This window comes from Clostridium sp. 1001271st1 H5 (assembly GCF_005845215.1).
Classification (GTDB): domain Bacteria; phylum Bacillota; class Clostridia; order Lachnospirales; family Lachnospiraceae; genus Enterocloster.
Genome location: NZ_SPHO01000008.1, coordinates 182,026 through 208,919, shown reverse-complemented (window position 1 = coordinate 208,919; position 26,894 = coordinate 182,026). Strand labels below are relative to the sequence as shown.

General features: G+C 50.9%; 24 protein-coding genes. 3 read left to right on the top strand and 21 right to left on the bottom strand.

The window, feature by feature from the left end:
- Positions 1 to 8: 8 nt before the first annotated feature.
- The gene (locus tag FGS84_RS14250; RefSeq protein WP_138309208.1) at positions 9 to 3,110 is read right to left on the bottom strand and encodes an NADH-ubiquinone oxidoreductase-F iron-sulfur binding region domain-containing protein; all 3,102 of its coding nucleotides are present in this window, start codon (positions 3,108 to 3,110) and stop codon (positions 9 to 11) included.
- Positions 3,110 to 3,625 (bottom strand): NADH-quinone oxidoreductase subunit NuoE, encoded by a 516-nt coding sequence (nuoE, locus tag FGS84_RS14245; protein WP_138309207.1) that lies wholly within the window; start codon positions 3,623 to 3,625, stop codon positions 3,110 to 3,112. The genes FGS84_RS14250 and nuoE overlap by 1 nt, the downstream gene beginning before the upstream one ends.
- Positions 3,626 to 4,283: 658 nt before the next feature.
- Here nuoE and FGS84_RS14240 point away from each other — a divergent pair.
- The gene (locus tag FGS84_RS14240) at positions 4,284 to 5,879 is read left to right on the top strand and encodes an SPFH domain-containing protein (protein ID WP_138309206.1); all 1,596 of its coding nucleotides are present in this window, start codon (positions 4,284 to 4,286) and stop codon (positions 5,877 to 5,879) included.
- A 124-nt stretch (positions 5,880 to 6,003) separates the two neighbouring features.
- Here FGS84_RS14240 and FGS84_RS14235 read toward each other — a convergent pair whose 3' ends face one another.
- A complete protein-coding gene (locus FGS84_RS14235) occupies positions 6,004 to 8,499 on the bottom strand; it encodes a HAMP domain-containing sensor histidine kinase (RefSeq protein ID WP_138309205.1) in 2,496 nt (831 codons plus the stop codon).
- Complete coding sequence (locus FGS84_RS14230; RefSeq protein WP_138309204.1) at positions 8,471 to 9,181, bottom strand: response regulator transcription factor; 711 nt, start codon at positions 9,179 to 9,181, stop codon at positions 8,471 to 8,473. Before FGS84_RS14230 ends, FGS84_RS14235 begins: the two co-directional genes overlap by 29 nt.
- Before the next feature lie 273 nt (positions 9,182 to 9,454).
- Between FGS84_RS14230 and FGS84_RS14225 the strand changes: the two genes are divergently transcribed.
- Together FGS84_RS14225 and FGS84_RS14220 are read left to right on the top strand one after the other, a co-directional pair.
- The gene (locus FGS84_RS14225; protein ID WP_138309203.1) at positions 9,455 to 10,228 is read left to right on the top strand and encodes an SDR family oxidoreductase; all 774 of its coding nucleotides are present in this window, start codon (positions 9,455 to 9,457) and stop codon (positions 10,226 to 10,228) included.
- Positions 10,229 to 10,248: 20 nt separating this feature from the next.
- Entirely contained in the window at positions 10,249 to 10,587 is a 339-nt protein-coding gene (locus FGS84_RS14220) for a hypothetical protein (RefSeq protein WP_138309202.1), read from the top strand.
- 53 nt (positions 10,588 to 10,640) lie between these two features.
- Here FGS84_RS14220 and FGS84_RS14215 read toward each other — a convergent pair whose 3' ends face one another.
- The 17 genes from FGS84_RS14215 to FGS84_RS14135 all read right to left on the bottom strand — a co-directional run bounded on the left by FGS84_RS14215 (position 10,641) and on the right by FGS84_RS14135 (position 26,812).
- On the bottom strand, positions 10,641 to 11,519 hold the full coding sequence (locus tag FGS84_RS14215) for a VIT1/CCC1 transporter family protein (RefSeq protein WP_207671124.1): 879 nt from the start codon (positions 11,517 to 11,519) through the stop codon (positions 10,641 to 10,643).
- A 32-nt stretch (positions 11,520 to 11,551) separates the two neighbouring features.
- Positions 11,552 to 11,992: a chemotaxis protein CheW gene (locus FGS84_RS14210; protein WP_138309200.1), complete on the bottom strand. Its 441-nt coding sequence runs from the start codon at positions 11,990 to 11,992 to the stop codon at positions 11,552 to 11,554.
- Positions 11,982 to 14,009: a chemotaxis protein CheA gene (locus FGS84_RS14205; protein WP_138309199.1), complete on the bottom strand. Its 2,028-nt coding sequence runs from the start codon at positions 14,007 to 14,009 to the stop codon at positions 11,982 to 11,984. The genes FGS84_RS14210 and FGS84_RS14205 overlap by 11 nt, the downstream gene beginning before the upstream one ends.
- 15 nt (positions 14,010 to 14,024) lie before the next feature.
- Positions 14,025 to 14,957, bottom strand: coding sequence for a diguanylate cyclase (locus FGS84_RS14200; RefSeq protein WP_330641021.1), 933 nt, complete (start codon positions 14,955 to 14,957; stop codon positions 14,025 to 14,027).
- 23 nt (positions 14,958 to 14,980) lie between these two features.
- Positions 14,981 to 15,457: a chemotaxis protein CheD gene (locus tag FGS84_RS14195; RefSeq protein WP_138309198.1), complete on the bottom strand. Its 477-nt coding sequence runs from the start codon at positions 15,455 to 15,457 to the stop codon at positions 14,981 to 14,983.
- A gap of 4 nt (positions 15,458 to 15,461) precedes the next feature.
- Positions 15,462 to 16,073, bottom strand: a complete 612-nt coding sequence (locus FGS84_RS14190; protein ID WP_138309197.1) for a chemotaxis protein CheC — start codon at positions 16,071 to 16,073, stop codon at positions 15,462 to 15,464.
- An 18-nt stretch (positions 16,074 to 16,091) separates the two neighbouring features.
- Positions 16,092 to 17,768, bottom strand: coding sequence for a methyl-accepting chemotaxis protein (locus FGS84_RS14185; RefSeq protein WP_138309196.1), 1,677 nt, complete (start codon positions 17,766 to 17,768; stop codon positions 16,092 to 16,094).
- A gap of 20 nt (positions 17,769 to 17,788) precedes the next feature.
- Positions 17,789 to 18,154: a response regulator gene (locus tag FGS84_RS14180; RefSeq protein WP_138309195.1), complete on the bottom strand. Its 366-nt coding sequence runs from the start codon at positions 18,152 to 18,154 to the stop codon at positions 17,789 to 17,791.
- Positions 18,147 to 18,992 carry a protein-glutamate O-methyltransferase CheR gene (locus FGS84_RS14175; protein WP_138309194.1) on the bottom strand — a complete coding sequence of 282 codons (846 nt, stop codon included), beginning with the start codon at positions 18,990 to 18,992 and terminating at the stop codon, positions 18,147 to 18,149. Before FGS84_RS14175 ends, FGS84_RS14180 begins: the two co-directional genes overlap by 8 nt.
- On the bottom strand, positions 18,976 to 19,305 hold the full coding sequence (locus FGS84_RS14170; RefSeq protein ID WP_227147048.1) for a phosphoglycerate mutase: 330 nt from the start codon (positions 19,303 to 19,305) through the stop codon (positions 18,976 to 18,978). Before FGS84_RS14170 ends, FGS84_RS14175 begins: the two co-directional genes overlap by 17 nt.
- Before the next feature lie 10 nt (positions 19,306 to 19,315).
- Positions 19,316 to 19,726 (bottom strand): hypothetical protein, encoded by a 411-nt coding sequence (locus tag FGS84_RS14165; RefSeq protein WP_138309193.1) that lies wholly within the window; start codon positions 19,724 to 19,726, stop codon positions 19,316 to 19,318.
- Positions 19,727 to 19,858: 132 nt separating this feature from the next.
- Positions 19,859 to 20,896, bottom strand: a complete 1,038-nt coding sequence (locus FGS84_RS14160; protein WP_138309192.1) for a PfkB family carbohydrate kinase — start codon at positions 20,894 to 20,896, stop codon at positions 19,859 to 19,861.
- A complete protein-coding gene (locus FGS84_RS14155) occupies positions 20,893 to 21,786 on the bottom strand; it encodes a hypothetical protein (protein ID WP_138309191.1) in 894 nt (297 codons plus the stop codon). The genes FGS84_RS14160 and FGS84_RS14155 overlap by 4 nt, the downstream gene beginning before the upstream one ends.
- Positions 21,787 to 21,839: 53 nt before the next feature.
- Entirely contained in the window at positions 21,840 to 23,222 is a 1,383-nt protein-coding gene (locus tag FGS84_RS14150) for a hypothetical protein (RefSeq protein WP_138309190.1), read from the bottom strand.
- 64 nt (positions 23,223 to 23,286) lie between these two features.
- Positions 23,287 to 24,243, bottom strand: a complete 957-nt coding sequence (locus FGS84_RS14145) for an ABC transporter permease (protein ID WP_138309189.1) — start codon at positions 24,241 to 24,243, stop codon at positions 23,287 to 23,289.
- 13 nt (positions 24,244 to 24,256) lie between these two features.
- Positions 24,257 to 25,771, bottom strand: coding sequence for a sugar ABC transporter ATP-binding protein (locus FGS84_RS14140; RefSeq protein ID WP_138309188.1), 1,515 nt, complete (start codon positions 25,769 to 25,771; stop codon positions 24,257 to 24,259).
- Between the two features lie 39 nt (positions 25,772 to 25,810).
- The gene (locus tag FGS84_RS14135; RefSeq protein WP_138309187.1) at positions 25,811 to 26,812 is read right to left on the bottom strand and encodes a sugar ABC transporter substrate-binding protein; all 1,002 of its coding nucleotides are present in this window, start codon (positions 26,810 to 26,812) and stop codon (positions 25,811 to 25,813) included.
- Positions 26,813 to 26,894 lie beyond the last annotated feature (82 nt).

Sequence of the window (26,894 nt, the reverse complement as noted above, 5' to 3'; positions counted from 1 at the left end):
TCTACCTCCTATCTCCTGTCACAATGCAGGCATCTGAGAGCCTCGCCCATGGCATCCAGCTTGTGGAATCCGCAGTTTACTTCCCTGAAATTGTCCCTGCGCTCATCCACGGACAGACACCTGGTCGGGAAGCGCTTATGAGGTTCATTGACCTCGATATCTGCTATCTCAGGTATGTCAAACCACTCGCCCATATTCAGTTCGCCCCTGCCTCCAAGGTACTGGTCTATCTTCACAGCAGCCCTCTTGCCGTCTGCAATGGCATGAATTACAACGTTGGCGCCCCATGGGCTTACATCGCCGCCTGCAAATACGCCTGACTCTCCTGTCTCAGAGGTAAACCTGCCAATATCCAGCTTGCCGTTCTTGGCAGCCTCCACATGGGTTGTGCGGTAAACCTGATGGTCCACATCCTGGTTGATGGCTGTAACAATGCCGTCGCACTCCAGGAAGAAGTCGGAATCCGGAATATGGGCCGTGCGCCTGCGCCCGTCGCTTCCGTAGTCGGTCTCCTTCCTGCGTACCAGGTGAATTCCTGTCACCTTTCCTTCCGCGCCCAGGAATTCCACCGGCGATGCCATGGCTATGAGCTTCACGCCCTCTTCCCTGGCCTCAATTATTTCATCCTTTCCCGCAGGCATCTCCCTCTCAGACCTGCGGTAAATCACAGTCACTTCGGAGGTTCCCAGACGTACAGCGGTTCTGGCCACATCCATGGCCGTGCTGCCGCCGCCGATTACAACCAGCTTATTGGGTACGGACATATCCTTCTTAAGGCCGATGCGCTTTAAGAACCCAAGTCCGCTTTCCACGCCCTTAAGGTCCTCACCCGGTACATCAAGCAGCCTTGAAACCTGGGTTCCGGAGGCAATGTACACTGCATCCGATTGCTTCTTCATATCCTCAAAGGTAATGTCGGAGCCTATCCTGGTATTCAGATGAATCTGCACGCCGCTCCTCTCTATGGCGTGAATCTCCTTCTGCAGCACAGCCTTGGGCAGGCGGTATTCCGGAATGCCCCAGTACAGAACGCCGCCGGCCACGGACTCCGCCTCATACACATGAACCTCATGGCCCATATTAGCCAGATAGTAAGCGCAGGTAAGGCCCGACGGACCTGCCCCGATAACGGATATGTGTTTGCCGGTAGCGGGTCTGGGTTCAACCAGAGGCACATTGTACTCATCCCGCAGCGCGTAGTCGCCGATGAAGCGCTTCACGGAGCAGATGGCCAAAGGCTCATCCACCTGGGCGCGCCGGCAATGGTCCTCGCAGGGATGGGTGCAGACGCGTCCGCACACTGCCGGGAACGGATTATCCTGGCGAATCAGGCGGTACGCATCCTCGGTTCTGCCTGCCGCCAGCAGGGACATATATCCGGGTATGAACACATTGGCAGGACATGCGTTGCGGCAGGGGGCGGTCTGAAGCTCGGCACAGACGCCTGCGCTGCAGTGCTTCTCATAGATATGCGCCTCATACTCGCTGCGGAAATATTTAAGGGTAGACAGGACCGGATTGGGCGCGGTCTGCCCCAGGCCGCACATGGCTGTCTGCTGGATGGTTCTGGCCAGTTCCTCCAGAAGCTCCAGGTCCTCCGGCTGTCCCTTGCCCTCGGTGATGCGCTCCAGTATTTCCAGCATTCTTCTGGTACCGTTGCGGCAGGGCAGGCATTTACCGCAGGATTCATCACAGATGAAATCCATGAAATACCGCGCCGTATCCACCATACAGGTGTCCTCATTCATGACAATAAGTCCGCCGGAACCCATGATGGCTCCCAGACTTGACAGGGATTCATAATCCACAGGCGTGTTCAGATGGGCCTTGGTCAGACATCCGCCGGAGGGGCCGCCTGACTGGATGGCCTTAAATTTCTTGCCGCCAATGATTCCGCCGCCAATCTTGTATATGATGTCCCCCAGAACCGTTCCCATGGGAACCTCGATAATGCCTGCATTGACAATATCTCCTGCCAGGGCAAATACCTTTGTGCCGGCGCTCTTCTTAGTGCCGAATCCCCGGTACCACCCGGACCCGTTCAGGATAATAGGAGCTGCATTTGCCAGGGTTTCCACATTATTGATGATGGTGGGGCTTTCAAATAACCCCTTTTCAAATGGGAACGGGGGCTTCTGCCTTGGCTCTCCCCTCTTTCCCTCAATGGAAGCCAGAAGGGATGTCTCCTCGCCGCAGACAAAAGCGCCTGCACCGATGCGGATTTCCAGGTCAAAGGAAAAGCCGCTTCCCATGATGTCTTCTCCCAGGATTCCCGCTTTCCTGGCCTGGTCAATGGCATTGCCCAGACGCTCTACAGCGATGGGATACTCTGCCCTTACATACACATACCCCCTGGATGCTCCTATGGCGTAGCCTCCCAGCATCATTCCCTCGATAATGCTGTGGGGGTCGCCCTCCAGGATGCTTCTGTCCATAAATGCGCCCGGGTCCCCTTCGTCCGCATTACAGACCATGAATTTGCGTCCGTCCTCAGACACAGCCTTTAATCCTGCTTCCCATTTCACTCCGGTGGGGAATCCGGCGCCTCCGCGCCCTCTCAGGCCCGATGCCTTTATTTCCTCCACCACCTGGGCCGGCGTCATTTCCGACAGGGCCCTTGCCAGGGCGCCGTATCCGTCCCTAGATATGTAAGCTTCCAGGGAAGCGTACTCCATATGGCCGCAGTTTCTGAGCGCCACCCTGACCTGGCCCTTGAAGAAGGGAATATCCTCCATCCTTGGTACATGGACTCCCTCCTCCTCGTCAAAATAAGTGTATTCCTCGCACACCTCATCCTTCAGAAGGTGTCTGGCCACCACATCCTCTGCTTTTTCCGGATTCATTTTTGTGTAAAAAATCCCCTCCGGCTCAATCAGGATAACAGGTCCCATGGCACATGTACCCATACACCCGGTAACCATAACCTTAACTTCATCATCCAGCTTATATGTACTCACTGATTTTATGAGCGCATCCCTTACTTCCCCGCAGTTGGAGGATATGCATCCTGCTCCGCCGCACACCAGCACCTGACGCCGGTAGGACTTCTGCCGTCTCAGATATTCTTCTTTTATGTTTAATAAATCTTCACGGTTTTTCACTGCATCCATTACTCCTGCCCCTCCTCTTCATAGTAGCGTTCCAGAATCTGTTCCAGTTTGTCAGGATTCACCTGCTTGTAAACCTGGTCATCGATTGACATGGCCGGAGCCAGGCCGCAGGCCCCGATGCATCTGGCCACCTCAAACGTGAATTTCCTGTCAGCCGTTGTCCCGCCAATCTCCACCTCCAGCAGTTCCTTTAACCGCTCCACGATTTTCTTGCCGCCCCTTACATAGCAGGCTGTCCCCAGACAGACACGTATGGTGTGTTCTCCCCTGGGCTGGGTAGAGAAAAATGAATAAAATGTTACCACCCCCGATACCTCTGCCAGACTGATTTCCAGCGCATCCGCTATGACCTTCTGTACCTCCAGAGGCAGATAACCGTATATTCCCTGCGCCATATGAAGGACCTGTATCAGACTTCCCTCTTTCCCCCTGTATTCCGCCGCCAACTCGCCAATCCGCTTTAACAGCGCTTCTTCACTGTGGTCACAGCAGCATGCATGTGTGTTTTCACCCATCACTTCATTCCTCCTTGTTATGAGCACTTACCGCCCGTTATCCGGCGCTTGTGTGCAATACATGCCACTGGCACGAAAACGGCCGTCCCTTGACCGCTTTGCGCAGTGGCTCACCTCTAAAAAGCGTTGCGCTGCTGGCCGGGCAGACAGCTGCAGTCTGTCTGTCGGCTCCCTCACCGCAGGTTTCCTCCTTTGTCTTCGGAGGATTGTATTGTGAAAAATTATACAAAGTTAAGGCGGGAGCAACCTTACCGGTTACTCCCGCCAAAAAGACCCTGTATAACTTTTACTGACTTTTTTAAATCATCTCGCTTGCGGTATCGCAAATGACCGCGTCCATCTCCAATTCTCATACTGCACCCCCTGCCTGTATACACCTAAAAATTAATATGCCTAAATTTTTTTGTATATTCTAACTTTTTTTGTATTTTTTCCATAATATCACAAGGGGATTGTACTTGTCAATATACAATTTAATTTTTAACAAACTCGAAAACCGCCTAACACTTGTTAATACCATCTTTATGTATCAGAAAATTTATTAATAATATCCTACGAATTCTGTCGATTTTCGGAATCACTATTCCTTAATTTTCCAGCATATGATACAATAATACCTAGCAAAATAAAATATTTTTACATGCAGAAAGGAGTCCTTATGTTTGATTTAGACTTTATTCTCACCTCTCTGGGATTCATTCTCCCGGTCATCCTGGTTCTCATCATCATCACCCAGGGCTATGTAAAGGCGCCGCCGGACCACGCCTACATCATCTCCGGCCTGCGCAAGCAGCCAAGGGTTCTCATAGGCCGGGCCGGCATCAAGATTCCCTTTTTTGAGCAGCTGGATAAACTGTATCTGGGGCAGATAACAGTGGATATCAAGACCGATGAATACATCCCCACCAACGATTTCATCAATGTCATGGTGGATGCTGTTGCCAAGATAAGGGTTGCTGATGATGACGAACGGATGAAGCTGGCCATGAGGAACTTCCTGAACAAGGAGCCGGCAAACATTGCCGCAGACCTGCAGGATTCCCTCCAGGGCAACATGCGTGAGATTATCGGCACCCTTACACTCAGGGCCATTAACACGGACCGCGATTCCTTCTCTGACCAGGTCATGATTAAGGCCTCCAAGGATATGGAGAAGCTGGGTATCGACATCCTTTCCTGCAACATCCAGAATGTGACGGATGAACACGGACTCATCCAGGACCTTGGTATGGATAACACCTCCAAAATCCGCAAGGATGCATCCATCGCAAAGGCGGAGGCGGAACGTGACATCGCCATTGCCCAGGCAGCGGCTGACAATGCGGCCAACGACGCAAGGGTGGCTGCGGAAACAGAGATTGCCCAGAAAAACAACGAGCTGGCCATCAAGAAGGCTGAACTTCAAAAGGCGTCCGACACCAAGAAAGCCGAGGCTGACGCTGCCTACGAAATCCAGAAACAGGAGCAGCAGAAAACCATCCAGACCGCCACGGTCAATGCACAGATTGCCAGGGCTGAACGTGAAGCTGAGCTGCGCAAACAGGAAGTACTGGTGCAGCAGCAGGCCCTGGAAGCCGAAGTCAACAAAAAGGCAGATGCAGACCGATATGCCATTGAGCAGGCAGCGGCCGCCGGCCTGACCAGGCGCCAGCGCGAGGCGGAAGCCAAGAAGTATGAGCAGGAGCAGGAAGCACTGGCTAAGAAGGCCCAGGCAGATGCAGAGCAGTATGAGCGTGAAAAGGACGCCGAGGCGCAGAAAGCCATTGCCGAAGCCCAGAAGTATTCCATGGTCCAGGAGGCGGAAGGTATCCGGGCCAAGGGCGAAGCCGAGGCTGCAGCCATCCGCGCCAAGGCCCTGGCCGAGGCGGAAGGTATGGAGAAAAAGGCCGAGGCTTACCAGAAGTATAATAAGGCGGCCATGGCTGAAATGATGATTCAGGTACTTCCTGACATTGCCGGAAAGATTGCGGAACCTCTGTCACAGATTGACAAGATTACCATCATCGGCGGCAGCGGCCATGATTCGGATAACGGGGTGGGAGCCATTGCCGGAAATGTTCCGGTTGTCATGGCAAAACTTTTTGAATCCATGAAGGAAACCACGGGCGTGGACCTGGCCGAAATCATGAAGGCAGATACATACGATGCCAAGGTCAACCGGAATGTGAATCTGACCGGCGCACCGGATATCATACTTGGAAGCGGACAGAATAACGCTAAGCCTAATCCGGATACGGATAATATCCAGCCATAAATTTACAGAACCGGATAACAGTTGTTTTACAATAACATAACAGCATAACAGAAACACCTCAGAGGCCGGCCCGCAATATCCGCGGGAACCTGTGAGGTGTTTCTCTTTTCCTGATTATTAAATATTACATGCTACTTTCCTTACTTTCTTCCTCACCGTCCTCCTTACTGCCATCCCCGCTGTCTTTTGCCTCCTTACCGCCCCATACGACGCCTTCCGCGTCAAATGCAGCTGCGGGTATGTTGAGGCCATTGTCCGGCTCATCTGTTTCCTCTGCCTGGTGTGCTGACGCAGGCTCCTGTCCGGCCCTGTCCGGTTCCTCCGTCTTCCACCGGATGGATACGCGGAACAAATCATCCTCCACTTCCAGCTTCATGGCGCCGCCCTGGACCTCCACAAAGCTTCTGGCAATGGCAAGACCCAGTCCTGAACCCTCTGTATTTCGGGAAACATCCCCGCGTACAAACCGCTCCGTCAGCTCCTCCGGGGATACCTCCAGTTCCCTGGCCGAGATATTGCGCATGGTTATCAGCACATGGCCGTCCTCTTCCTTAAGGACCTGGATATAAGCCCGGGTGCCCGGCATTCCGTACTTTGTTATATTCACCAGCAGGTTTTCAAATATCCGGTAGGTCTTCTGGCTGTCCAGATGAATGAGAATCCTCTCCTCCGGCAGATTGTAGCGGAATTCAATCCCGCTTGCCTCTATCTTATCCGCCAGCTCCAGCCGCACCTGCTTTAAGAGGCTTACAATATCCACATCCTCCAGATGAAGGCTCACCGTACCGCTGCTGGCCTTGCTGACCTCAAACAAATCCTCTATAAGCACCTTCAGGCGCATGGATTTCTGGTCCAGTACCTGGATATAGGACCTTCTCTCCTCCTCCGTCACATGCTCCTGCTTCAGCAGGTTCACATATGTGATAATTGCTGTCAGGGGCGTCTTTAAGTCGTGGGACACATTGGTAATCAGCTCTGATTTGGTCCTCTCACTTTTCACCTCCTGTGCCACTGCCTTCTTAAAGCCTTCCTGAATCCGGCTCAGCTGTTCCTTGAAGGGATTAAAGATTCCCAGGTCCTCCTGAATCTCCACATCCAGGTTTCCCTCTGCCATCTCATTGATGCCTCCCAGGAGCCTGTTATATTTTTCCTGCATCTGTCCCCAGTACTTCTGCAGCAGGAAGAACAGCACCAGAGAGTAAATCACCAGGGCTCCGATTCCCCAGAACCACAGACAGGAAATGATGGTCAGTATGACAAAATTTGCAAGGATTGCCTTGCCTATAATCCTGGTGGAACGGCGCTCCCAGTCAGTCTCGTTAAAGACATTGAGGGCATTCAGCACCCAGCGCTTGATGAAGCGCAGGAAGCGTCCCAGCCATGTGCGCTCTTTAAAATACCGCCAGGGACCCAGGGAAAAGATTGCCCTGTAACAGGTGATTCCCCAGTAAAACATTCCATAAGCAGCCATCCAGAAAGCCAGGTTGATGACAACTACCATCACGTCGGCTGACCAGGGCAGGAATTCAGCTCTTAAAAGTTCACTCTTTAAACTGCCGTCCATGGTGGAGGCAATCAGCGTCATGGGTATGCTTCCCTCGCCCATGATGCTCAGCCATGCCACTCCGATACAGCTCAGCGGTTCAAATGAAAGTCTGCACAGCGGGCTCCTGCCTATTTCAAACCGCTTCACAGCCGGCAGGGCCAGGGCCAGCACGGTGAGAAATCCCATTACAGACGCCCCTATGGCAAAATAACCGTCGCTGTAGCGGTAATCCCTGAGGGTAAGCTGCTGCGCTGCGCTTTCATCCCTGGCATCCGTATAACCGAACATCTGGGACGGACTGCACCGGAACACCACTGTCATGTCCCTTGGTCCCTCAAATTCCACGCCGCTGTAGCGGTAATTCTCATCCAGCCTTACCTCCAGCGGGTCATAGAATTCAAACCGGGTCAGCGACTCCTTGAGACGCGTGATATCCTTGTCGTGTTTTCCCTCTATATCCTGAATTTTCAGTATGCCGCTGGAATTAAAGTTTACGGTGAACTGAATCACATCATCCTTTACCGGCTCTGCAAAAAAAGCCTTTGGGTCCGTCACATTGCTGCGTCCGTAGGTTCCGTCCTGTTCCAGGACACCGTAGGACAGACTGGAATAAAACTGCCTGTAAAGGCTTTCCCACTCGCTTCCCGCATTGTCAATCACCTGCTGCATGGACTGGTAATAGTAAACGTCATAGGGATTCCCATTGTCGTACACTATGACGTGTTCCGCGTCCTCCCCATCCTCCTGCTGTACTGTCATCTGGCCCTCGGATTCCTTCTGGCGGAGTTTCTCCTCCAGCCCGGGCAGGAATGTCTGGGCATAGGTCAGGCGCCGCCCTGTGTCCTCCTGCATTTTCTGATGCCAGATTTCATAGCTGAAATTCATGACCTGGGTCGCCAGGTTGCCGAAATTACTGCTCTCCTCAACCTGCTTGACGGAACTCCTGTTGTGGTAGCTTTCCGCCCTTGTCTTCATATAGGGGTATAACCCTATGGTACTGGCTGATGCCAAAAGCAGAGCCAATATAATAATTAATACTCCCAGCCTATGGCTGTTTTTCAATTTTGTATCCAACTCCCCACACCACCTTTACATATTTGGGCTCCCTGGGATTCATTTCAATCTTTTCCCTCAGGTTACGGATATGCACCATGACCGTATCCGTATTCACCGCCCTCTCATTCCATACCCGTTCGTAAATTTCCTCAGCCGGAAATACACGCCCCGGGTTCTGTATCAACAAAAGAAGGATTTTGAACTCAATGGGAGTTACCTTGACCGGTTTGTCATCCACAGTCACCTCCACCGTCTCTTCGTTGACCTCCAGTCCGCCCAGCCTGTGGACCTTTGGATTCTCGGCCTGCTTTGCGTTCAGACGGTCCAGGAACCGGTGGTAACGCCGCAGCTGTGAATTAACCCTGGCCAGAAGCTCCATTGGGGTAAAGGGCTTTGTGATATAATCGTCTGCCCCCATATTCAGGCCCAGTATCTTATCCACTTCTTCCGACTTGGCTGACAGGAAAATAACAGGAAAGTCATATTTTTCACGGAGTTTTGCCGTCATGGTAATACCGTCCATACGCGGCATCATCACATCCACGATGGCTAGGTCAACTTCTCTTTCCTCCAGCACCCTAAGGCCCTCCGCTCCGTCTGACGCCTGGAATACGACGTATCCCTGGCTCTTTAAAAATATTTCCACGCCTTCCCTTATCTCTTTGTCATCCTCTACCAGTAAAATCCGGTCCCCGCTCATGTTCATTTCCTCCTTACGCTATTTATCCTAACAATTAAAACAAAAATTAACCTTCATAAAAAACAAAAGAATATCTAAAGTCTTATTGTAGCATTCCTAAACACATTGTTCAACGGGTGATTGCCTCGTCATATACTCCCCAAAATTGTGCGATATTGTTATTTATTTATTTAAATTGACAAAGCAATTTACCCATGATATGGTTGTAGTAAATTTTTACTTGTAATTATTAATATTTGACAAATTATTTTCAATCAAAAGGGAGGAATTACATTGAGTACATACGTGATTACAGGCGGCACCACAGGCATCGGAGCCGCTACCCGCAAGCTGCTCCTGGACCAGGGCCATGAAGTGTTTAACATTGATTTTAAGGGAGGCGACTATCTGGCGGACCTGTCCACTCCCCAGGGGCGGCGTGGCGCCATTGACGAAGTATTCCGCCGCTATCCAGACGGCATTGACGTACTGATATGCAATGCCGGCGTGGGGCCCACAGCTCCGCCCCAGATGATATTTGCACTGAATTTCTTTGCCAGTGTCAAGATTGCAGAGGCGCTGCGTCCCCTGTTAAAGAAAAAGAAAGGCAACTGTGTGGTTACCTCCTCCAACTCCATTACCAACATGACCGTACGCATGGACTGGGTGGATATGCTGTCCAATGTCATGGATGAAGAACGTATTCTGGAATTTGTAAAGGACATTCCCCGCACCCAGGCCGCATCCTGTTACAGCTCCTCCAAGCACGCTCTGGCGCGGTGGGTGCGCCGTGTTTCTCCTTCCTGGGCAGTGGACGGACTGCGCATTAATTCCGTGGCGCCGGGCAATACCACGACGCCCATGACCCAGAACATGACCGATGCCCAGATGGAATCCGCGCTCCTGATTCCCATTCCCACCCGATACGGACGCAAGGAATTCCTTGATGCGGAGGAAATTGCCAACGGAATCACGTTTCTGGCATCGCCCATGGCCAGCGGCATCAACGGAGTCATACTGTTTGTGGACGGCGGCATTGACGCGCTGCTGCGGTCCGAACGTTTTTAGACTGAATGGAGGAAATGGATATGACAATTCTGGAAAACTATATTGACTGTATGCAGAGAGGGGACGAGGCCGCCCTGGCGGATTTGTTCAACGAATACGGAGTGCTCCATGACTCATCCCTGATTAAAGCAGGGATGGACACCCTTCACCTGGAGGGCAGAATGGCGGTGGAAATGATGTTCCACCACAAGTTCGGCTTTAACGGAGGACCCTTTCCCATCCACAGCGTGAAATATGTGGACAGCAATACGGTATGGTATTTCATTACCTACAACGAGCATGTGGTTCCCGTAACCGCCTTTCTGTCCCAGGCGGACGAAGACGGCAGGATTCTGCGGCTGAATATTTATCCGCTGTAAACAAACCAACCGGAGCCGGAAGAAAACACTGCCTTCCTGGCTCCGGTCTGTTTTTACAGGGTATCAATGCCCAGCACATTCTTAGCCACAATTCCAATCACAAAAGATATCACTGCCACTGACAGGGAGATGCCTGCCATCTCCAGAAACCGCCGGAGAAAGGGCTCCTCCTTTGCAACGGATATATAGTAGTTGAAAAACAGGATAATCAGAAGCACCGTGACAATCATCACTGCAAATGCAGCCACATACATATTGCTTGGGAACAGCAGGTAGGGAAGCACCAGCAGCGCCACTGTCACCAGATAGGCAGCCCCTGTGTAGGCGCTGGACTTAAGGGCCATGGAATTTCCCTCTGCCCGCTCCGCCAGATAGTTGGAGGCAGCCATGGAAAGGGTGGCTGATATGCCTGTTATGATACCTGTCATGGCCACCAGACGGGTATTGGCCAGGGCAAAGGTCACGCCTGCAATGGCTCCGGTCAGCTCCACCAGAGCGTCGTTTAATCCCAGCACCATGGCGCCCACATAGTGAAGGCGCTCCTCATCCAGCATGTCGCACAGCTCCTTTTCATGGACGTGTTCATCCTCCATCATCTTGGCTGCCTGCGGCAGCTCCGCCTGCAGCCTCTCATACCGCTTCTGGCCCACTGTCTCATCCTTCTCCATCAGCTTTACCACAAAAGTAAAGCCCATGATAACCGTGAGTATCTTAAGCAGCAGTACCTTCCCGCGGTTGGGTTTAAGGTCCTCGCCAGTGATATTCTTCCACACGCCGGCATGAGTGGCCTCATCCGAGGACATCTGGCTGAATACACTGCGGTTCTTCATATCCTTCTGCTTTCCGGCCAGATACCCGTATATGGCAGCCCCTGTTTCCTCATCAATCTGCGCCTTTTTAACTGTATCGTATGTCTCCTGACTCAATGCCATTTCCTTCATTGCCTGTCCCCCCAGTCTCCCCGCTATTCAAAAATAACCAGTTTCTCCAACGTTTTTTCCACATCTATCAGGGAAAACAGACGGTCATTCCACATAAAATATGATTTTTCAGCCCATAGGCCGGTGTCCTGCTGCTGCGGTCCCCTGATTTGTTCATCCCCGCCAATTTCAGCCAGATAGGGCTCCTGTTCCAGAAGAATGCCCAGATAATATTTCTGATGGCGGAGCACCAGTATCATCTGCCTGGCTCCCGCCTTTTCCCTGCCGGGCACGGAGTCATCCAGGCAAACCACAGGTACGATGGCTCCCTTATAATTGCAGACCCCTGCAAAATAGTCCGGAAGACAGGGCACCAGGGAAATCATCATATCCTTGCAGATTTCCTCCACACAGGAAAAACCCACTGCATAATTCCTGCGCTCCCCCGGAACGCAGAGCACTGACCTTATCTCATCATCCCCCATACCGTCCCTCCTTCTCATATTTGCTTATAATGATTTCCGTGTCCAGGGCCGCGCAGATACGGCCGCTGCCCATGATGCTGCAGCCGCAGATACCGGTCCTGGAACGGAACCCGGCTCCCAGCAGGGCAGGAAGATTCTTCACCACGATGCGCTTCTGTTCATAGATGGAATCAATGAGAAAGCAGCCCTCCTTTTCCGCTCCTTTCACATACACCAGAATGGCCCGCTCCGGTATCTCGCCTTCCAGGCAATAAAACCTGCGCAGATTGATAAGGGGCACCATCCTGTCCTCATACAGGATATAATCCCGTCCGTTGATTTCCCGAACCTGTTCCCAGCAGGACCCATACTCCAGAAAATGATATACATGCCGGGCCGGTATGGAGAAACGGTACCTCCCCACCCGGAAACGCACACATTCGATGGACGCCAGGTTTAACGGCACTGAAACGGAAAAAGAGCTTCCCTGGCCAACCGTACTGTGGATAGATAGGTTTCCTCCCACATCCTCCATGATATTCTTTACCACATCCAGGCCAACGCCCCTGCCGGAGTACTCGGTAACAGTTTCGTTGGTGGAAAAACCAGGGTAAAGAATGAGCTCCCTGATTTTCTGGGAATCATACTCCTCCTCAGCCCTGGCAAAAAGTCCCTTTACCCTGGCCCGCTCCCTGACTTTTTCCTCATCGATTCCCCTCCCGTCATCACTGATGGTCATCCGAAGCTCTCCTGCCACATTCTCAGCTGTAAAGATAATCTTCCCTCTTCTGTCCTTCCCTGCGTCCAGCCGTTCCTCCGGTGATTCAATTCCATGGTCCACTGCGTTGCGCAGAATGTGCAGAAGCGCTTCTGACACATAGTCCACCACGCTCTTATCTGCCTCCACATCCGAACATCTGATTATGAGGTCAGCCTCCTTTTTCTGGTCCCGGCAGATATCTCTCAGCGCCCTCTTAAGCTTCGGCACGATTCTGCTTACAGGCACAAGCCGCATCTCCATTACAGACCGCTCAATCTGTCCCACCAAAAGGCTGATTTGATGTCCCAGGCCGCTTTCGATATCCTCCATTCCCTTCCGTTTCAGCTCACTTTCCAGTACCTGCATCTGAAGCAGAAGCTCTGAGGCCAGATTCTGCAGATGGTCCAGACGCTCTGTCCGCACTTCCATGAACTCCCCTTCTCTGGAGTCTGCACTATCCCGCTCAGGCAACGCTTTCGCAGCAGCCTCCTGAGGCTGGTTGTCGGCCAGTATCCTGCACTGTGCCACAAAAAGACCCTTTCCCAGGGTCTCCAGTACCTTTTCCTTATCACTGCTCTCAAAACGGATGAACACGCCGTGACGTTCGATGTACTGCGCGCTTTCTCCCTGCTTCTCCAGATTTTCCGGAAACGTCTCCACCAGGGTGCAGAGACCGGTAATGGAACGCACCAGCATGAAGGCCCGGATGTTCTCCATACGGCAGCCTTCTTCCAAGGTCACATTGACCACGGTTCCGCTTTTGGAGACAAATATATCGGGAATGACAGGCAGCGTTTCCCTGCCGCCCTTGTCCTCTCCTCCCGTCTTCTCTCCATCCGTATTCCCATCACTCTTCTCCCCCTGCCCGCTGACATGCCCCAGATAATCATCTGTCATCCGTTCAAGTTCAGACGTATCTCCGGGCGCATATTCTTCCCGGTCCATCTGCTCCAGCTCCTGGGTAATAAAATCAGAGGCAGCAAATAAAAGGTCGAACAGTTCCGGTTCCGGCTGTTCCAGCCTGTCCGTATGCTCCCTGTAGTAAGAAAACAAATCCTCCAGCTTGTGGGCCAGGGAGGACAGGCCGTTAATGCCCATCATGGCAGAGGAACTCTTGATGGTGTGCATGACCCTGAAAATACTGTGAATATCACTTTCGCTAAACCTGCCCTCTTTCTCCGCCTCTAAAAGTATATCTGCCAGCTGACTGTTCAGCTGCCTGGTCTCCAGCAGGTACACCTCAAGCATCTCCAGGGCATCCGACTCAAAATATCCCATAATCCGCTCCGTCCATTATAAATCCTCATACCACACACTCTGGTTCTTGCCATGCCGTTTGCCGTAATACAATGCCTTGTCAGCACAGCTTATACCTTCCTCCAGACCTTCCTGGTCCTGGAAGATATGAAGGCCCAGTGTCATGGTACAGGAAAAGCCCTTGTCGCCATAAGGTATCACAAACTGCTCCACTTGCCGGCGCACCTTTTCGCTGAGTTCATATGCCTCGTCCATGGTAACATTAAACAAAATCAGCAGAAATTCCTCGCCGCCCCACCGGACCACCCTGTGTCTGCGGCAGTTAGCCTCCAGGATATTGGCAATGCATACCAGCGCCATATCCCCTGCGTCATGCCCGTATGTATCGTTTACCCGCTTGAAATCATCGATATCCGACATGATGAATACCGTATTGACCTCCTCCTGACCGCAGGAGCGCATGTCCTCCATCAAATCCCCCACCACATACCGGCGGTTATACAGGCCTGTAAGCCCGTCCCGATATGCCATATAGTTAAGCTTCTCCATATTGTTGCGAAGCTCCCTGTTCTGGCGGTCCAGCTCATCCCTCTGCTGTTTCTGTATCAGATGCGCATGGATTCTGGACTGAAGCTCCTTTTTCACAAAGGGTTTTTTGATGTAATCGCATGCCCCCATGGAGAATCCCTTTACCACATCCTCATCGCTGGACTTGGATGTGAGAAAAATAATGACGGCATTTTTCCGGTCCATATCCTGTAATGTGTTATACAGCTCATAACCGTCTGCATCCGGCAGGACTACATCTAAAAGTATTAAATCCGGCTGGCACTGCCTCAGCTGTTCCTGGGCCTCCAGGCCGCTGTGAGCCTCACAAATCGTGATATTCTCCTCTTTCAGTGCTGCCTTGATTTGCTCACAAATCAAAAGACTGTCATCCACAATTAGTATTGTCTGTTTTCCATCCATGGACATCATTTCCCCTCCTGGCCTTACAATACGACGGCTGTATGCCTGACCGTATTCACTTCCAGCCTTCCGTTTTCTGCATAAAATAGTATGGTTCTGCCGTAATCATGACCCGTATCCTGGGCTACCAGACGGATTCCTTCCCGGGCAAGGCTTTTCCTTACAGCCGCCACATTCTGCTGCCCTATATCCATCTTTCCGGCCGAAGCGCCGAACATTCTGGCGCCTCCGGCAATCTTGGCAATCAGGCCGGCGGGCCGGGCCCCCTGGCTCTTCATCTGATTCATCAGTTCATGTATGCCCTCATCGGCAAATTTATAAGCATTATCCCAGTGGGCCGAATATTCCCTCCCGGGAAGTATGATATGAGCCATTCCTGCTACATGTTCCTGGCGGTCGTACAGACAAACCCCCACGCAGGACCCAAGGGCATAGGATACAAGGACCTGATTCCCCCTGGCAATCTTTCCTTCCGCAATTCCAACAATGATTTTATCCATGGCGCTACTCCCTGAGTCTGTGGAGCATGGTTCCCAAATCTTCCTGCTCCGGAAGGAAGAGGATTCGTCCCTTAAAGGCTTCTCCAGACATATGGAATATATTTTCTATGAGAAGTATGTCATCGCTTACAATTACCCACCTGGTCATGGGGTAGCTGAGAATCGCCCCGCCCATATCAATACACAGCTCCGGAACCGACACATCCATATCCATGTCCATGAGCTGGGACAGGGCGCGTATATATGAACCGCACATAATATTGCCAAGTTCACTAATCAGGGAACGCTCCATATCGTCCAGGGATGTCAGGTTCCTCTCCGCCTCTCCCAATATGGTATTCAGCACAGTTTTGGTGAAAGTCTCGCTCAGCATAAAAAGGAATATGCCCTTTAGCTGGCCCGTGACTTCAATGAGGATGCCCGTCTGCAGTTCCTCCGGCCTGTCCAGAAGTTCGTGTACCTTATGGTACTTTACCACCTTAAGAGAGGGCATATCCAGCTCAATAGGCTGTTCCATCATCTGCGACAGCGAAGTCACCGCATTGCCCGTCCCTACATTCCCTATTTCCTTCAGTATATCCCTGGATATTTCATCCATCTGTGCATAACCGTCCATCCCCTGTATCTCCTGCCATTAAAATTCAAACTTTTCCACCAGTTCCTTCAATATCTGGGCCTGGGCAGACAGTTCCTCGCTGGCTGCCGCGCTCTCCTCCGAGGTGGCTGAATTTCCCTGGACAATCTCGGAAATCAGCTCCACACTCCTTCTTATCTGTGTAATAGCATCCGCCTGCTGTACGGATGTCTCTGAAATCTTATCCATGTTGCGGCTCACCTGCCTGGCTCCTTCCACGGAATCCTTCAGGGTCCGGGCTGTTAGGTTCACTGCCTCCATGCCGTCGCTTACAGCATCGGAATTCTTCTCAACCAGTTCAGCCGTCAGCTTGGATGCACCTGTGGTCTTGGTGGCAAGCCGTCTTACCTCCTCTGCCACAACCGAAAATCCCCTTCCTGCCTCCCCTGCCCTGGCCGCTTCCACGGCGGCATTGAGCGCCAGTATATTAGTCTGGAAGGCAATATCCTCAATCTGTCTGACTATGCCTGTTATCTGTCCTGAATTGTTCTTGACCTCATGTATGGTCTTCATCAGGGATTCCATCTGACCATCGCATTCCTCCAGCTTCTGTCCCACCAGGGCTGCCTGCCGGCTGGAATCCACTGCGCTGTCAGCGTTATTTTTTACGCTCTCAGCAATCTCGTTGATGCTGACCGCCAGCTCCTCGATGGAGCCAGCCTGCTCAGAAGCCCCCTGAGCCAGAACCTGTGAACTGTTTGACACCTGCTCCGCTCCTAAAGACACCTGTTCCGCACTGTTATTTATCTGTTGCAGTGAATTGCGCAGCAGGCGGCTTATTTCCTTAAGCCCATTGCTTACTGCCACGAAATCACCCTTGAATTCCACGTCAGATTGGTAATTAAGCCGCCCATTCCCAAGAGCAGTCAATCCGCTCTGTATCTCAGACACATAGCTGTAAAGGACCTGCGCCGTATGCCGGATATCATCCGCCAGCTGGCCCAGTTCATCCCTGGACCTGTACCTGAGGGAAATATTCAGTTTCCCGTTGGATATGGTATTTGCCGCCTCCTTTACCTCATTGATAGGGCGGACAATATTTCTGGTTATTATGATGCATATGAAAATTGTAGCAGATATACATACCACGGACAATAGAAGCAGCATGGTTATAATCCGATGGTTACTCCGGTGCTCCGCGGCTATGCTTGCCTCGGTTTCCTCTGATGCCCGGTCCACCACTTCCGTGAGCACTACCCTTACTTCATTTGAACGGGGCAGGTATTCATCAGCAAACACAGCCAGTACCTTTTCGTCCTGGCCTGCCTCCAAAAGTGTCATTATCTTCGTCCTGGCCGATGCCAGGGCCTGGAACTTTTCATTCAGCTCCTGCACCTTTTCAGGCGCAGTAATATAGCCTGTGGACAGCTCGGACAGTGCTTTTTCCTCATCCAGAATCAGTTCCCTGGTATTCTGAAGGTACTCATCCTCATCCACCAGCCCTTCCGTGGCCGCCAGAATAGCGATGTTTCTTCCAACTGCCCGCAGGCTGGCTATCATCCTCAGGGAGGACTGTACGTTGGCGAACTGCCCGGCATAGATGTCCTCCATGCGTGACGAAATGGTCTCTACATTGATAACAGCCGCTGTCACCGTCACCACATACAAAACGATGATGGACAAAAAAGCCATGACCATCTTCCTGCCTGTCTTATAGTTCCTGAACCGTTCTCTCATCCTTTGTTTCCCCACTTTTTCTACTGTTCCAGGTAGCGGTTGACTATCCTGCAAAACTCATCCGGCTTAAAGGGCTTCACGATAAAGTCCAGGGCACCTGCGGTCAGGGCTTTCTGAATCATCATCTCCTGTCCCACGGCTGAGCACATGATGACCTTTGCCTCCGGAGCCAGGCCCAAAATCTCCTCCAGGACCTCCAGACCGGAACGTCCCGGCATAGTGATATCCAGAAGCACCAGGTCCGGGCTGATTTCCCGAAACAGCTCCATGGCATGTTCTCCGTCCTGGGCCTCACATACCTGCGTATACCCATCCTCCTTAAGTATCTTGCGGATGATGTTCCTCATGAACATGGCATCGTCTACTATCAAAATCTTCTTATCCATATAGTCCCCCTCTATCCCCATCCTGTTTGGCAGGCTTTTTATATACAGCCGGAAAAACGGTTTCCAGCCTGGTCTCTTCCCTGGAAAGCAGCTCTGCATGGCCTACCAGCAGGTAACCGCCTGGATTCAGGCAGTACTCCAGCTGCCTTATGAGCTTCTCCCTGGACATCCGGTCAAAGTAAATCATCACATTCCGGCATAATATCAAATCAAATTTCTCCGGCCCCGGAGGCGCCTCCATCAGATTATGCCTCTTGAAACGAATATTGTATTTCAGCTTCTCATCCACCTGAAAGGTGTGGCTGCCTTTCATGGTACAGTACTTTCTCTTCCAAAGTTCCGGAAGGTCATCCATTTCCTTCAGCGGATATACCCCCCTTTCCGCCTTACGCAATACCTCCCCGGAAATGTCTGTGGCAAGTATACGGATTCCCGGCATGCGTTCACATTTCTCCCTGTACTCCTGAATCAGCATGGCCATGGAGTAAACTTCTTCCCCTGTTGCGCAGCCGGCGCTCCATATATTGCAGATTCCCATCTTCCGGCTCTCAAACAGTTCCGGCAGTATCTTGTCGTTCAGTATAGAAAAATGAGCCGGTTCCCTCATAAAATATGTATAGTTGGTAGTCAGTCGGTTCACCATCTCGCCGGCCATCTCACCGGTCCTGTCACTTCTCATCTGTTCCATATACTGGGCGAAGGAGGTCAGCCCTCTTTTTTCCAGCTCCCTGGCCATCCTGCACTCTATCAGCACCTGTTTTTTCTCCAGGTTAATGCCGTAATTATCCCGAATATATGCCACTATCCCGCAGAATTCCCTGTCATTCAGTCGTATCACATTTTTTCTCCCATATTCCCGGCATTAGCCCGGTCATCTCCTGAGGTTCACCCGCAGCTTCGCCGCCCAGTTCCCCGGTGACGCCCATCATGGTACCGTCCTCAAATCCCAGAATAAATCCGCAGGTGCATCTGCCGCTGTCTCCCACCCGGCAGAACACAACCGGAGTCCTCTCATACAGCATGATTCCGCAGATATGTGCAGGCGCACCGGGCACCTGCTGTATCTGCGGATGTATCACCACTTCTTTCATTCGATTTTTCTCCAAGTACACGGTTCGGCTACCGTCCCTTACGGTTACCAGTTCCATCATCCTGTCTCCTTCACTGCACCGGTCCCGGCATGAGCAGACCCGGGGTAATGATAAATGCCAGCTTCATATGCGCCTGTTCCCCTTCTCCCTCATCCGTACCCACTGCTGCCATACAATCCACATACCGGTTCCGGCTGCTTCTCACCGCCTCAGGAAGGGCATATATCTGTTCTTCCTTCACCTGTACAAGACCTGTCACATCCTCCGCACCTATCCCCAGCTCCCTGCCCGCGCAGTCCGCGATAATCAGGTATGCCTGGCCGGACAGTTCCCCTGCCTCCTGCAGTTCCAAACAATCTGCCAGGGGCATATCCGGGTCCCGCTCCTTCATGTCCGTCACCCGTTTTACACAGGAGAGCGGAAGAAGGAAATGATAACCCGCCGAAAAAAAGAGCAGGTATGAATTCTCACCGGCATCCATCCCTTTCTCCTCCCCATGATTTGAGTTATTTTAAATCTCTAAATATTTTATTTATATTCTATCATATATGGGAGTTATTTACTATTGGAAAATTCGAAAAAAGAGGCCCGGGATGGTTTCCCGGAGCCTCTTTTAATCCATGTTGAAAAACAGCCTGTTTATTTTATCTGAAAATTCAATTCCCAGCTTACCAGACTCTTCTTTCAGGCGCTCCCTGCCTAATGTAAAATCAATGGTATCCTTGCAGGTAACCTTTAACGAGGATGCCAAAGCTGCCAATCCGCCCAGTCCCACACAGGAATCATGCTCATAAAACGGAACCCCGCATATCAATCCGCTGATGACTGTGGCAAGAAAACAGTCTCCTGCGCCCGCCGTACTGTTGACCGGTTTCCATATGGCCGGTATCCGTTCGCTGTATCCGTTGGAGAAAAACCGGGCTCCTTCTCCTCCCTGCGTTACAATCAACTGGATTCCGGGATTCTGGCTCCGCAGAAATCCATAGCATTCCGGCGCACCGTTTTCAGCTTCCACACCGCTTGCAGTCACAAGGGTTTCCATCTCATGCTTATTGATGGCCAGCAGGTCCACATATCTGAAAGCGCCGGTTCTTATGCATTCCTCCATCTCGTCGGAAGTAAAGGAGGCAACATTAAAGCAGGAATGCTCCCTCCCCCTTTTTAACAGATACAGCCGCACACCCAGAGGAACCTCCGGCGCCGCCAGCACAAGCCCCCTTCCCCTTAAGTCTTCCTGTTCAAAGAAGGCAGCTATATCTCCTTCATTCATATTGCCGCTGGCACTATTGCTGGCTGTGATATTTCCCCCGTCGCTGTCCGGATATACAAAGCAGACTGAATACATGGTCTTTTCACGGGAATCCACCTTTACATACCTGCAGTTTATCCCATACTGTTCCATCAGTCCCAGAACCTCCCTGCCGCTGGCGTCGTCCCCGACCCTGCCGATTGCATAGACCGGTATGCTTTTATCCAGATAGGCTGTGATATAATGAAGGATAATATGGAGCTTGCAAAAGTCCCGTACTTCCATAAGCTCCGCCAGTCTGGATTCATTTCTTCCCAAAGTAATGTTATCTGAAAAACGGAACAGGATTCCTGTGCCTATTCCCCCGGTTCCCACTACGTAATCGTATTTCAGTTTTCTCATATATTTACTCCTGCAAATTTCCATTCGGGATGTCTGGATATGGGATGGTCGGCTGTCTCATAGGTGGCGGTAATAAGCGCATCCTTATGTCCCTGCAGAAGCGTCATTGGATATTCCGAATCCTCTCCTGAAAACAGGGCAACCCGTAAGGCTGTCTGCTTCCAGGAACCTGTATCGCTGTAAATCCTGACCTTTTTTGCCGACAGGCATTCCCTGATTCCAAGGGTAATGGACATGGGAGGGACAAACTGATATGCCGCCCCATAGGACCTGTGTCCCAGGGTGATGATGGTGTCCAGGTTATTCTCCTGTATACGGATTCCGGATTCCCTCAATTCCTCTATGGTAATTTGGGAAAACGGATGCCTTCTGCTCTGGTTATAGGCTATATGCCCATCCTGTCCCCATCCCCCAAGGGTGTAGTCCACAGGCGCCTCTGCAATCTTTTCTTTTATCTCATACATATTTTGAGGATTTAAGAAGTTCCTGTTGGCTGCCGGTATGTTTAAATCAGGATGAATGGGACCATAAAATTCCCGGAGCATAAATGTCCTGAAATTGTAAGGGTCGTCCTCTGCCAATAAATTACCCTGCCAGTCCAGGCATTCATCCATATGGAATACAGTAACATGCTTCATGTCTATACGGTTCCTGTTTACATACTCTGCAAAGGGTTCATACCAGCATTTTGGCCCGCAGGGGATAATTGCACGGAACTCCCGTCCTTCCCTGCCCGCCAGGACGATTTCGTCGGCAAGCTCTTTTGCCATCATACGCCCCATTTCACAGGAATCCTTCACCATTCTGAACCTTATGACCAAATCAGGATGGTTTTCCAAATCTTTTGCAGGTACACTGCACCATTTATATAAATCTTCTTTTCTTACCATGGCTTAGACTCCTGACTTTCCGGTCCATGCCTTCCGGCACGGACCGGGCCTTTTTACATCTCAATCAGTTTTATATCCGTTAAGTAACAGAATTCTTTCAGTGTTCCGTAGATTTCTTCGTCCCCATAGGCCAGGGTTATATATTCGCTGTCCCATACCTGAACGCCATAATCATAGTCCACATCCATTTTGATAAATGCATGGGGCCAGAACCACATGCCCGACTCTGTCCGCTGGGCCTTCAAATCGTCAGGCGCCGGCGTATAAACCTGGCCCCGGTGAAGAATCATCTCAAACACTCCGTTATCCCGTCCTATGCGTCCCATTACTACCTTTCCCGGTTTTAGCACCGCCTCTACGGACAGGCCTCCGGCCGAACCCTCTGTCGGCAAACCGTGGTGTGCAAACTTCGCCTTTTCCGGCCCGGCCAGAGATGGCGCACAGGCACCGTCCCCGATTACCTTGACCACTTTCCTGTCCTTATCAATGCATTGGAAATCGCCGTAATAGACCGGGTCCGGCGTCAGATTGCTCAGCAGGAACACGGTAAGCACATTATTATAATCACACAGGGTCGCTGTGGGAATTCCCTGCTGGAGCATCATACTCTGTGTAAAGCAGCTGGCAGCATATTCCTCTGCCAGACCCGGGAAGGACTGAATGACATACATATCAAACTTTTCTTTTTCAATCACCTTCTTAACCGCCAGATACAGCCGGATGGAACGTTCCGTGCAATCGTCATCCGGGGGAAGCTCCTGAAAATACGGCTTAATGAGATTCTCCTTTACATCCTGTATTTCTTCCGGGGTCACTTCCCGGGCAGCCTTAAGTATATCCATGGAATCCCTGGAATCAATATCCACGCCGAATTCCCTCATAAACTGGGATGGGTCTGCGCATCCGCAGGTCAGTCCCATTCCCCTGCCGCCGAAAGAGCCGATAGTAGTCATATTCAGCTTATTCCGCAGTGCGCAGGCCCTTGAAAAGCATGCCACCTTTTCCACTGTATCATTGTCATTTCCATACACAGAGCGGTACTTCATACCGATTTCCTTAAAGGACGCCCCCAATGCCAGGGTTCCCACCAGCCTCCATCCCTGGGAGCCCGGTACAGTCCAGATAATGACGCCCTTGCCTGCGCGTTCAAAATCCCTTACCGCTGCCACGATTTCCGAAGCCCATACCCAGGTTCCTGAAAACAGTATCACTCCGTCCACGCTGTCGTCATGTTTTAATTTTGCAAGGGCCTCCCTGGCTTCCTGCTTATAAGCCACCACGATTTCATTTTCTACCAGTTCCACTCCTTTGGCCTCAATGGCAGCCTTGGATTCATCTATGATTTTCTGGTTAATGAACGGTACGCCTAAGGGGTCCTTCAATCCGTCCTTATGTACCCCAAACACGATGAATCCCATTTTTGGCCTTATCATCATAATTCAGTCCCTCCTGACTTTTCAAATTAATGTCTTCTGATTTTTAAAACTTCAATGATAATATCTACTCGGATTTCTGCTGCCGTTTCTGTATAAAGCGGTCAAATCCTACTGCCAAAAGCAGCACAAGTCCTTTTACCACCCTCTGCCAGTAATCGTCCACTGCCATCATTGTCATACCGTTGGTAAGGACACCTATTATCAGGACGCCAAACACCACATGGCTGATTTTTCCCACACCGCCTGTAAGGCTGACGCCGCCCAGTACGACCGCTGTGATAACATCCATCTCATAGCTCTCGCCTGCCCTGGGCTGCCCGCTGTTAAGCCTTCCCAGCATAACCAACCCGGCCAGCGCGCTGCAGAATCCGCTTACCGCGTACACAAACGCCTTGATTCTGTGGACGCTGATTCCCGACAGCCTGGCCACCTCCTCATTTCCCCCCACGCCATATATGTATCTGCTGTGTCTTGTCTTTGACAGGAAGAATATACCTGCCGCAAACGACAGAACAAGTATGATTACCGGTATGGGAACTGCTCCCACATAACCCTGTCCAATAACAGCGTACCGCGAATCAAATCCGAATACCGGAGTCCCCCCGGTAATCAGGTACGCCACACCGCGCAGGGACGTCATGGTTCCCATGGTTGCGACCATGGGCGGTATTCCTATGTGGCTGATAACAAGACCGGTTGCAAACCCTATAAAGGTACATAAAGCCAGGGATATCAGGGACGCAATGATTGGATTAACATTGTTTATCATCATCATTGCTGTCAGTACGCCGCTTACCCCTATGATTGCTCCCACTGACAGGTCTATGCCTCCGGTGAGGATGACAAAGGTCATGCCAATGGCGCAGATTCCATTGATGGATACCTGCCTTAATACATTGGCAATGTTGCTGCCCGTTAAAAAATTAGGCGCAAATATGCTCATAGCCACAAAAAGTACAATAAAAATAATGATAATGGCATATTCCGCAATAAACGTATTAATATTCATTTTATTCTTCATATGAATACCCCTTCTATAAAGCTGCATAATTCAGAATTAATTCCTGGGAATATTCTTCCGGCATCAATTCCTTTACAACCTGCCCCTCCCTCATCACGATAATCCGGTCTGACATTCCAATCAGTTCTGACATCTCCGATGATACCATTATGATGCTGGTACCGTTGTCAGCCAGCTGGCGCATGATTTTATAAATTTCCTGCTTGGCCCCTACATCAATCCCTCTTGTGGGTTCATCAATGAATAATACATCGCATTCCGTTGCAAGGCATTTGGCAAGCACAACCTTCTGCTGATTTCCGCCTGACAGATTCTTTACAGGCTGCATAAGCGAGCTGATTTTTATGGAAAGGCCGGCAACCAGTTTATTGCAGACATCCTTTTCCTGCTTCTTCTTAATTACAGCAAAGTGGGATAACCGGTCCAGAATGGCAAAGGATATGTTGTGCTCTATGCTCATTCCCATGATTACTCCCTGCTGTTTTCTGTCCTCCGGCAAAAGTGCAATGCTGTTTTTCAGGGCCACTGCAGGCGAGGTAATATGAATCCGCTTTCCCTTCAGCAGGATTTCGCCTTCCGAAATTTCATCCGCCCCATAAATTGCCCTGAGCAGTTCCGTCCTTCCGGCGCCTACTAAGCCTCCGATTCCAAGTATCTCCCCCTTTCTCAAAACCAGCGACACGTCCTTCAGCCTTCTGCTGCTGACATGGCTCACCTCCAGAATCCTCTCACCGCCGATGTCGCCCAAATCAGGAAATGTCTCTCCCATCTCCCTGCCTACCATATCGGCAATCAGCGACTCGCGGCTGGTCTCAGAAACCGGATGTGTGGATATATATTCCCCATCCCGAAAAACAGATACCCGGTCGCATATTTCAAAGATTTCCTCCATTCTGTGGGAAATATAGATGATGGTAATTCCTTTTTCCTTTAACTGCCTTACAATTGTATGGAGTGTCTCTGTCTCCTGTTCTGTCAGCGGTGCCGACGGCTCGTCCATGATAATCAATTTAGCATTTTTCGAGATAGCCTTCACGATTTCCACCAGCTGCTGCTGTGCAATTCCCAGTCTCTGTACACGGATTTTAGGATTAATGGCCATACCAATCTCTTCAAACATCTTCTTTGTATTTTTATTCATCTGTTCATAATCCAGAAGCCCCTGTTTCATGAGCTCGCAGCCAAAATAAATATTCTCACTTACAGACAGGAACGGTATCAGATTGAATTCCTGATAGATAGCCGTTATACCCGCGTCCAGTGCCAGGGCAGGAGTCAGGGCGCTGTATTCTTTTCCGTCAAACAGGATAATACCTTCGCTGGGAGCATGGGCGCCGGTAAGAATCTTGATAAAAGTACTCTTACCTGCCCCGTTTTCTCCCACCAGCGCATGCACCTCTCCCCTCCTGACAGAAAATTCAATATTATTAAGAGCCTTGATTCCCCCGAACCGCTTGGAAATCTTATGGACTTCCAGAATTATATCCGTATCATCAATTTGAGGCTTATCCCCTAACCGATTGTTCATTCATCCACTTCCTCCATCATTCCACGCACTTCATCAGGGCTAATTTCCAACCACATCTTTTTGCCAGACAGGCTCGTACCTTCTCTGGACCACTGCATCCTCCTGTTTTTCCGTTAAATATTTATACATCGCCTCAGCCAGGTCCTCTCCCGCCTCATACGGAAACAGGTTGCAGGATGACCTGTAAACGCTGTTCTCAGACTTCATTTTTTCTTTTCCCTCATCCGTGGCATCGCAGCCGCCAATATAAAAATGTTCCGGTATGTTCTGCATGGCTGAAACTGCCTCATATGCGCCGATTGCCGTAAAGTCATCGCAGGCACAAATTACATTTACCTCCGGCTTTGCCAGAAGGACAGACTCCGTTACCTTCATTCCCAGGTCCGTATTACTGGCGTTCTGCCTGGCCACCACCTCTGCCTCCGGGGCATTTTCCAGAATACCGTCATTTATGCCGTCTCCACGACGTATAACTGCCTCCACGTCATCCTGGGCAAGTATCAGCGCTTTTCCTTTTCCGTCCTGTTCCGCTTTAATCCACTCAGCCGCTGCATTGCCAATTGCATATCCAATATTATATTCATCCAGGGAACCGTCAATCTGCGCATTGCTGACAGGCTGCGCCTCTGCGGATACCACGATTCCCTTTTCCTTGGCCTGGTCCACCACTGTCTTCAGGGCATTCTCATCCAAAGGCGATATCATAATCCCGTCCACGTCACGCTGCACCGCATCCTCTACATAGGAAACCTGTGTGGCCACATCATACTTGGAATCCAATATCTGTGTCTTGATTCCCAGCTCTGCGCATTTTGACTGGAATCCGTCATAAACCTGAATAAAATATGGATTGGCACTGTCCTGCGTCACGTATACAAATTCCATGCCGGAGTCCGCCTTCTCATCCCCGCCGGATGCAGCGGCTGTATCCGTACTTTTCTGGTCTGTCTTTCCGCCTGCATCTGTTCCGGAAGCAGAGCACCCAGCCAGTGTCCCCATAAGTGAAAGAACCAATAACGTTGCTACCATTGTTTTTTTCATGAATATACCTCCTTCTTCGGCAGGAAAATGATTCGAAACGTTTCGATTTTCAGGTAAACATTAAGGTGTTTTATAAACACCT

Excerpts from the sequence above, each read along its gene's own strand:
- FGS84_RS14250 (WP_138309208.1), bottom strand. The coding sequence starts at position 3,110 with ATGGATGCAGTGAAAAACCGTGAAGATTTATTAAACATAAAAGAAGAA.
- nuoE (WP_138309207.1), bottom strand. The coding sequence starts at position 3,625 with ATGGGTGAAAACACACATGCATGCTGCTGTGACCACAGTGAAGAAGCG.
- FGS84_RS14240 (WP_138309206.1), top strand. The coding sequence starts at position 4,284 with ATGTTTGATTTAGACTTTATTCTCACCTCTCTGGGATTCATTCTCCCG.
- FGS84_RS14230 (WP_138309204.1), bottom strand. The coding sequence starts at position 9,181 with ATGAGCGGGGACCGGATTTTACTGGTAGAGGATGACAAAGAGATAAGG.
- FGS84_RS14220 (WP_138309202.1), top strand. The coding sequence starts at position 10,249 with ATGACAATTCTGGAAAACTATATTGACTGTATGCAGAGAGGGGACGAG.
- FGS84_RS14215 (WP_207671124.1), bottom strand. The coding sequence starts at position 11,519 with ATGGCATTGAGTCAGGAGACATACGATACAGTTAAAAAGGCGCAGATT.
- FGS84_RS14210 (WP_138309200.1), bottom strand. The coding sequence starts at position 11,992 with ATGGGGGATGATGAGATAAGGTCAGTGCTCTGCGTTCCGGGGGAGCGC.
- FGS84_RS14205 (WP_138309199.1), bottom strand. The coding sequence starts at position 14,009 with ATGGGATATTTTGAGTCGGATGCCCTGGAGATGCTTGAGGTGTACCTG.
- FGS84_RS14200 (WP_330641021.1), bottom strand. The coding sequence starts at position 14,957 with ATGGATGGAAAACAGACAATACTAATTGTGGATGACAGTCTTTTGATT.
- FGS84_RS14195 (WP_138309198.1), bottom strand. The coding sequence starts at position 15,457 with ATGGATAAAATCATTGTTGGAATTGCGGAAGGAAAGATTGCCAGGGGG.
- FGS84_RS14190 (WP_138309197.1), bottom strand. The coding sequence starts at position 16,073 with ATGGACGGTTATGCACAGATGGATGAAATATCCAGGGATATACTGAAG.
- FGS84_RS14185 (WP_138309196.1), bottom strand. The coding sequence starts at position 17,768 with ATGAGAGAACGGTTCAGGAACTATAAGACAGGCAGGAAGATGGTCATG.
- FGS84_RS14180 (WP_138309195.1), bottom strand. The coding sequence starts at position 18,154 with ATGGATAAGAAGATTTTGATAGTAGACGATGCCATGTTCATGAGGAAC.
- FGS84_RS14170 (WP_227147048.1), bottom strand. The coding sequence starts at position 19,305 with ATGATGGAACTGGTAACCGTAAGGGACGGTAGCCGAACCGTGTACTTG.
- FGS84_RS14165 (WP_138309193.1), bottom strand. The coding sequence starts at position 19,726 with ATGGATGCCGGTGAGAATTCATACCTGCTCTTTTTTTCGGCGGGTTAT.
- FGS84_RS14160 (WP_138309192.1), bottom strand. The coding sequence starts at position 20,896 with ATGAGAAAACTGAAATACGATTACGTAGTGGGAACCGGGGGAATAGGC.
- FGS84_RS14155 (WP_138309191.1), bottom strand. The coding sequence starts at position 21,786 with ATGGTAAGAAAAGAAGATTTATATAAATGGTGCAGTGTACCTGCAAAA.
- FGS84_RS14150 (WP_138309190.1), bottom strand. The coding sequence starts at position 23,222 with ATGATGATAAGGCCAAAAATGGGATTCATCGTGTTTGGGGTACATAAG.
- FGS84_RS14145 (WP_138309189.1), bottom strand. The coding sequence starts at position 24,243 with ATGAAGAATAAAATGAATATTAATACGTTTATTGCGGAATATGCCATT.
- FGS84_RS14140 (WP_138309188.1), bottom strand. The coding sequence starts at position 25,771 with ATGAACAATCGGTTAGGGGATAAGCCTCAAATTGATGATACGGATATA.
- FGS84_RS14135 (WP_138309187.1), bottom strand. The coding sequence starts at position 26,812 with ATGAAAAAAACAATGGTAGCAACGTTATTGGTTCTTTCACTTATGGGG.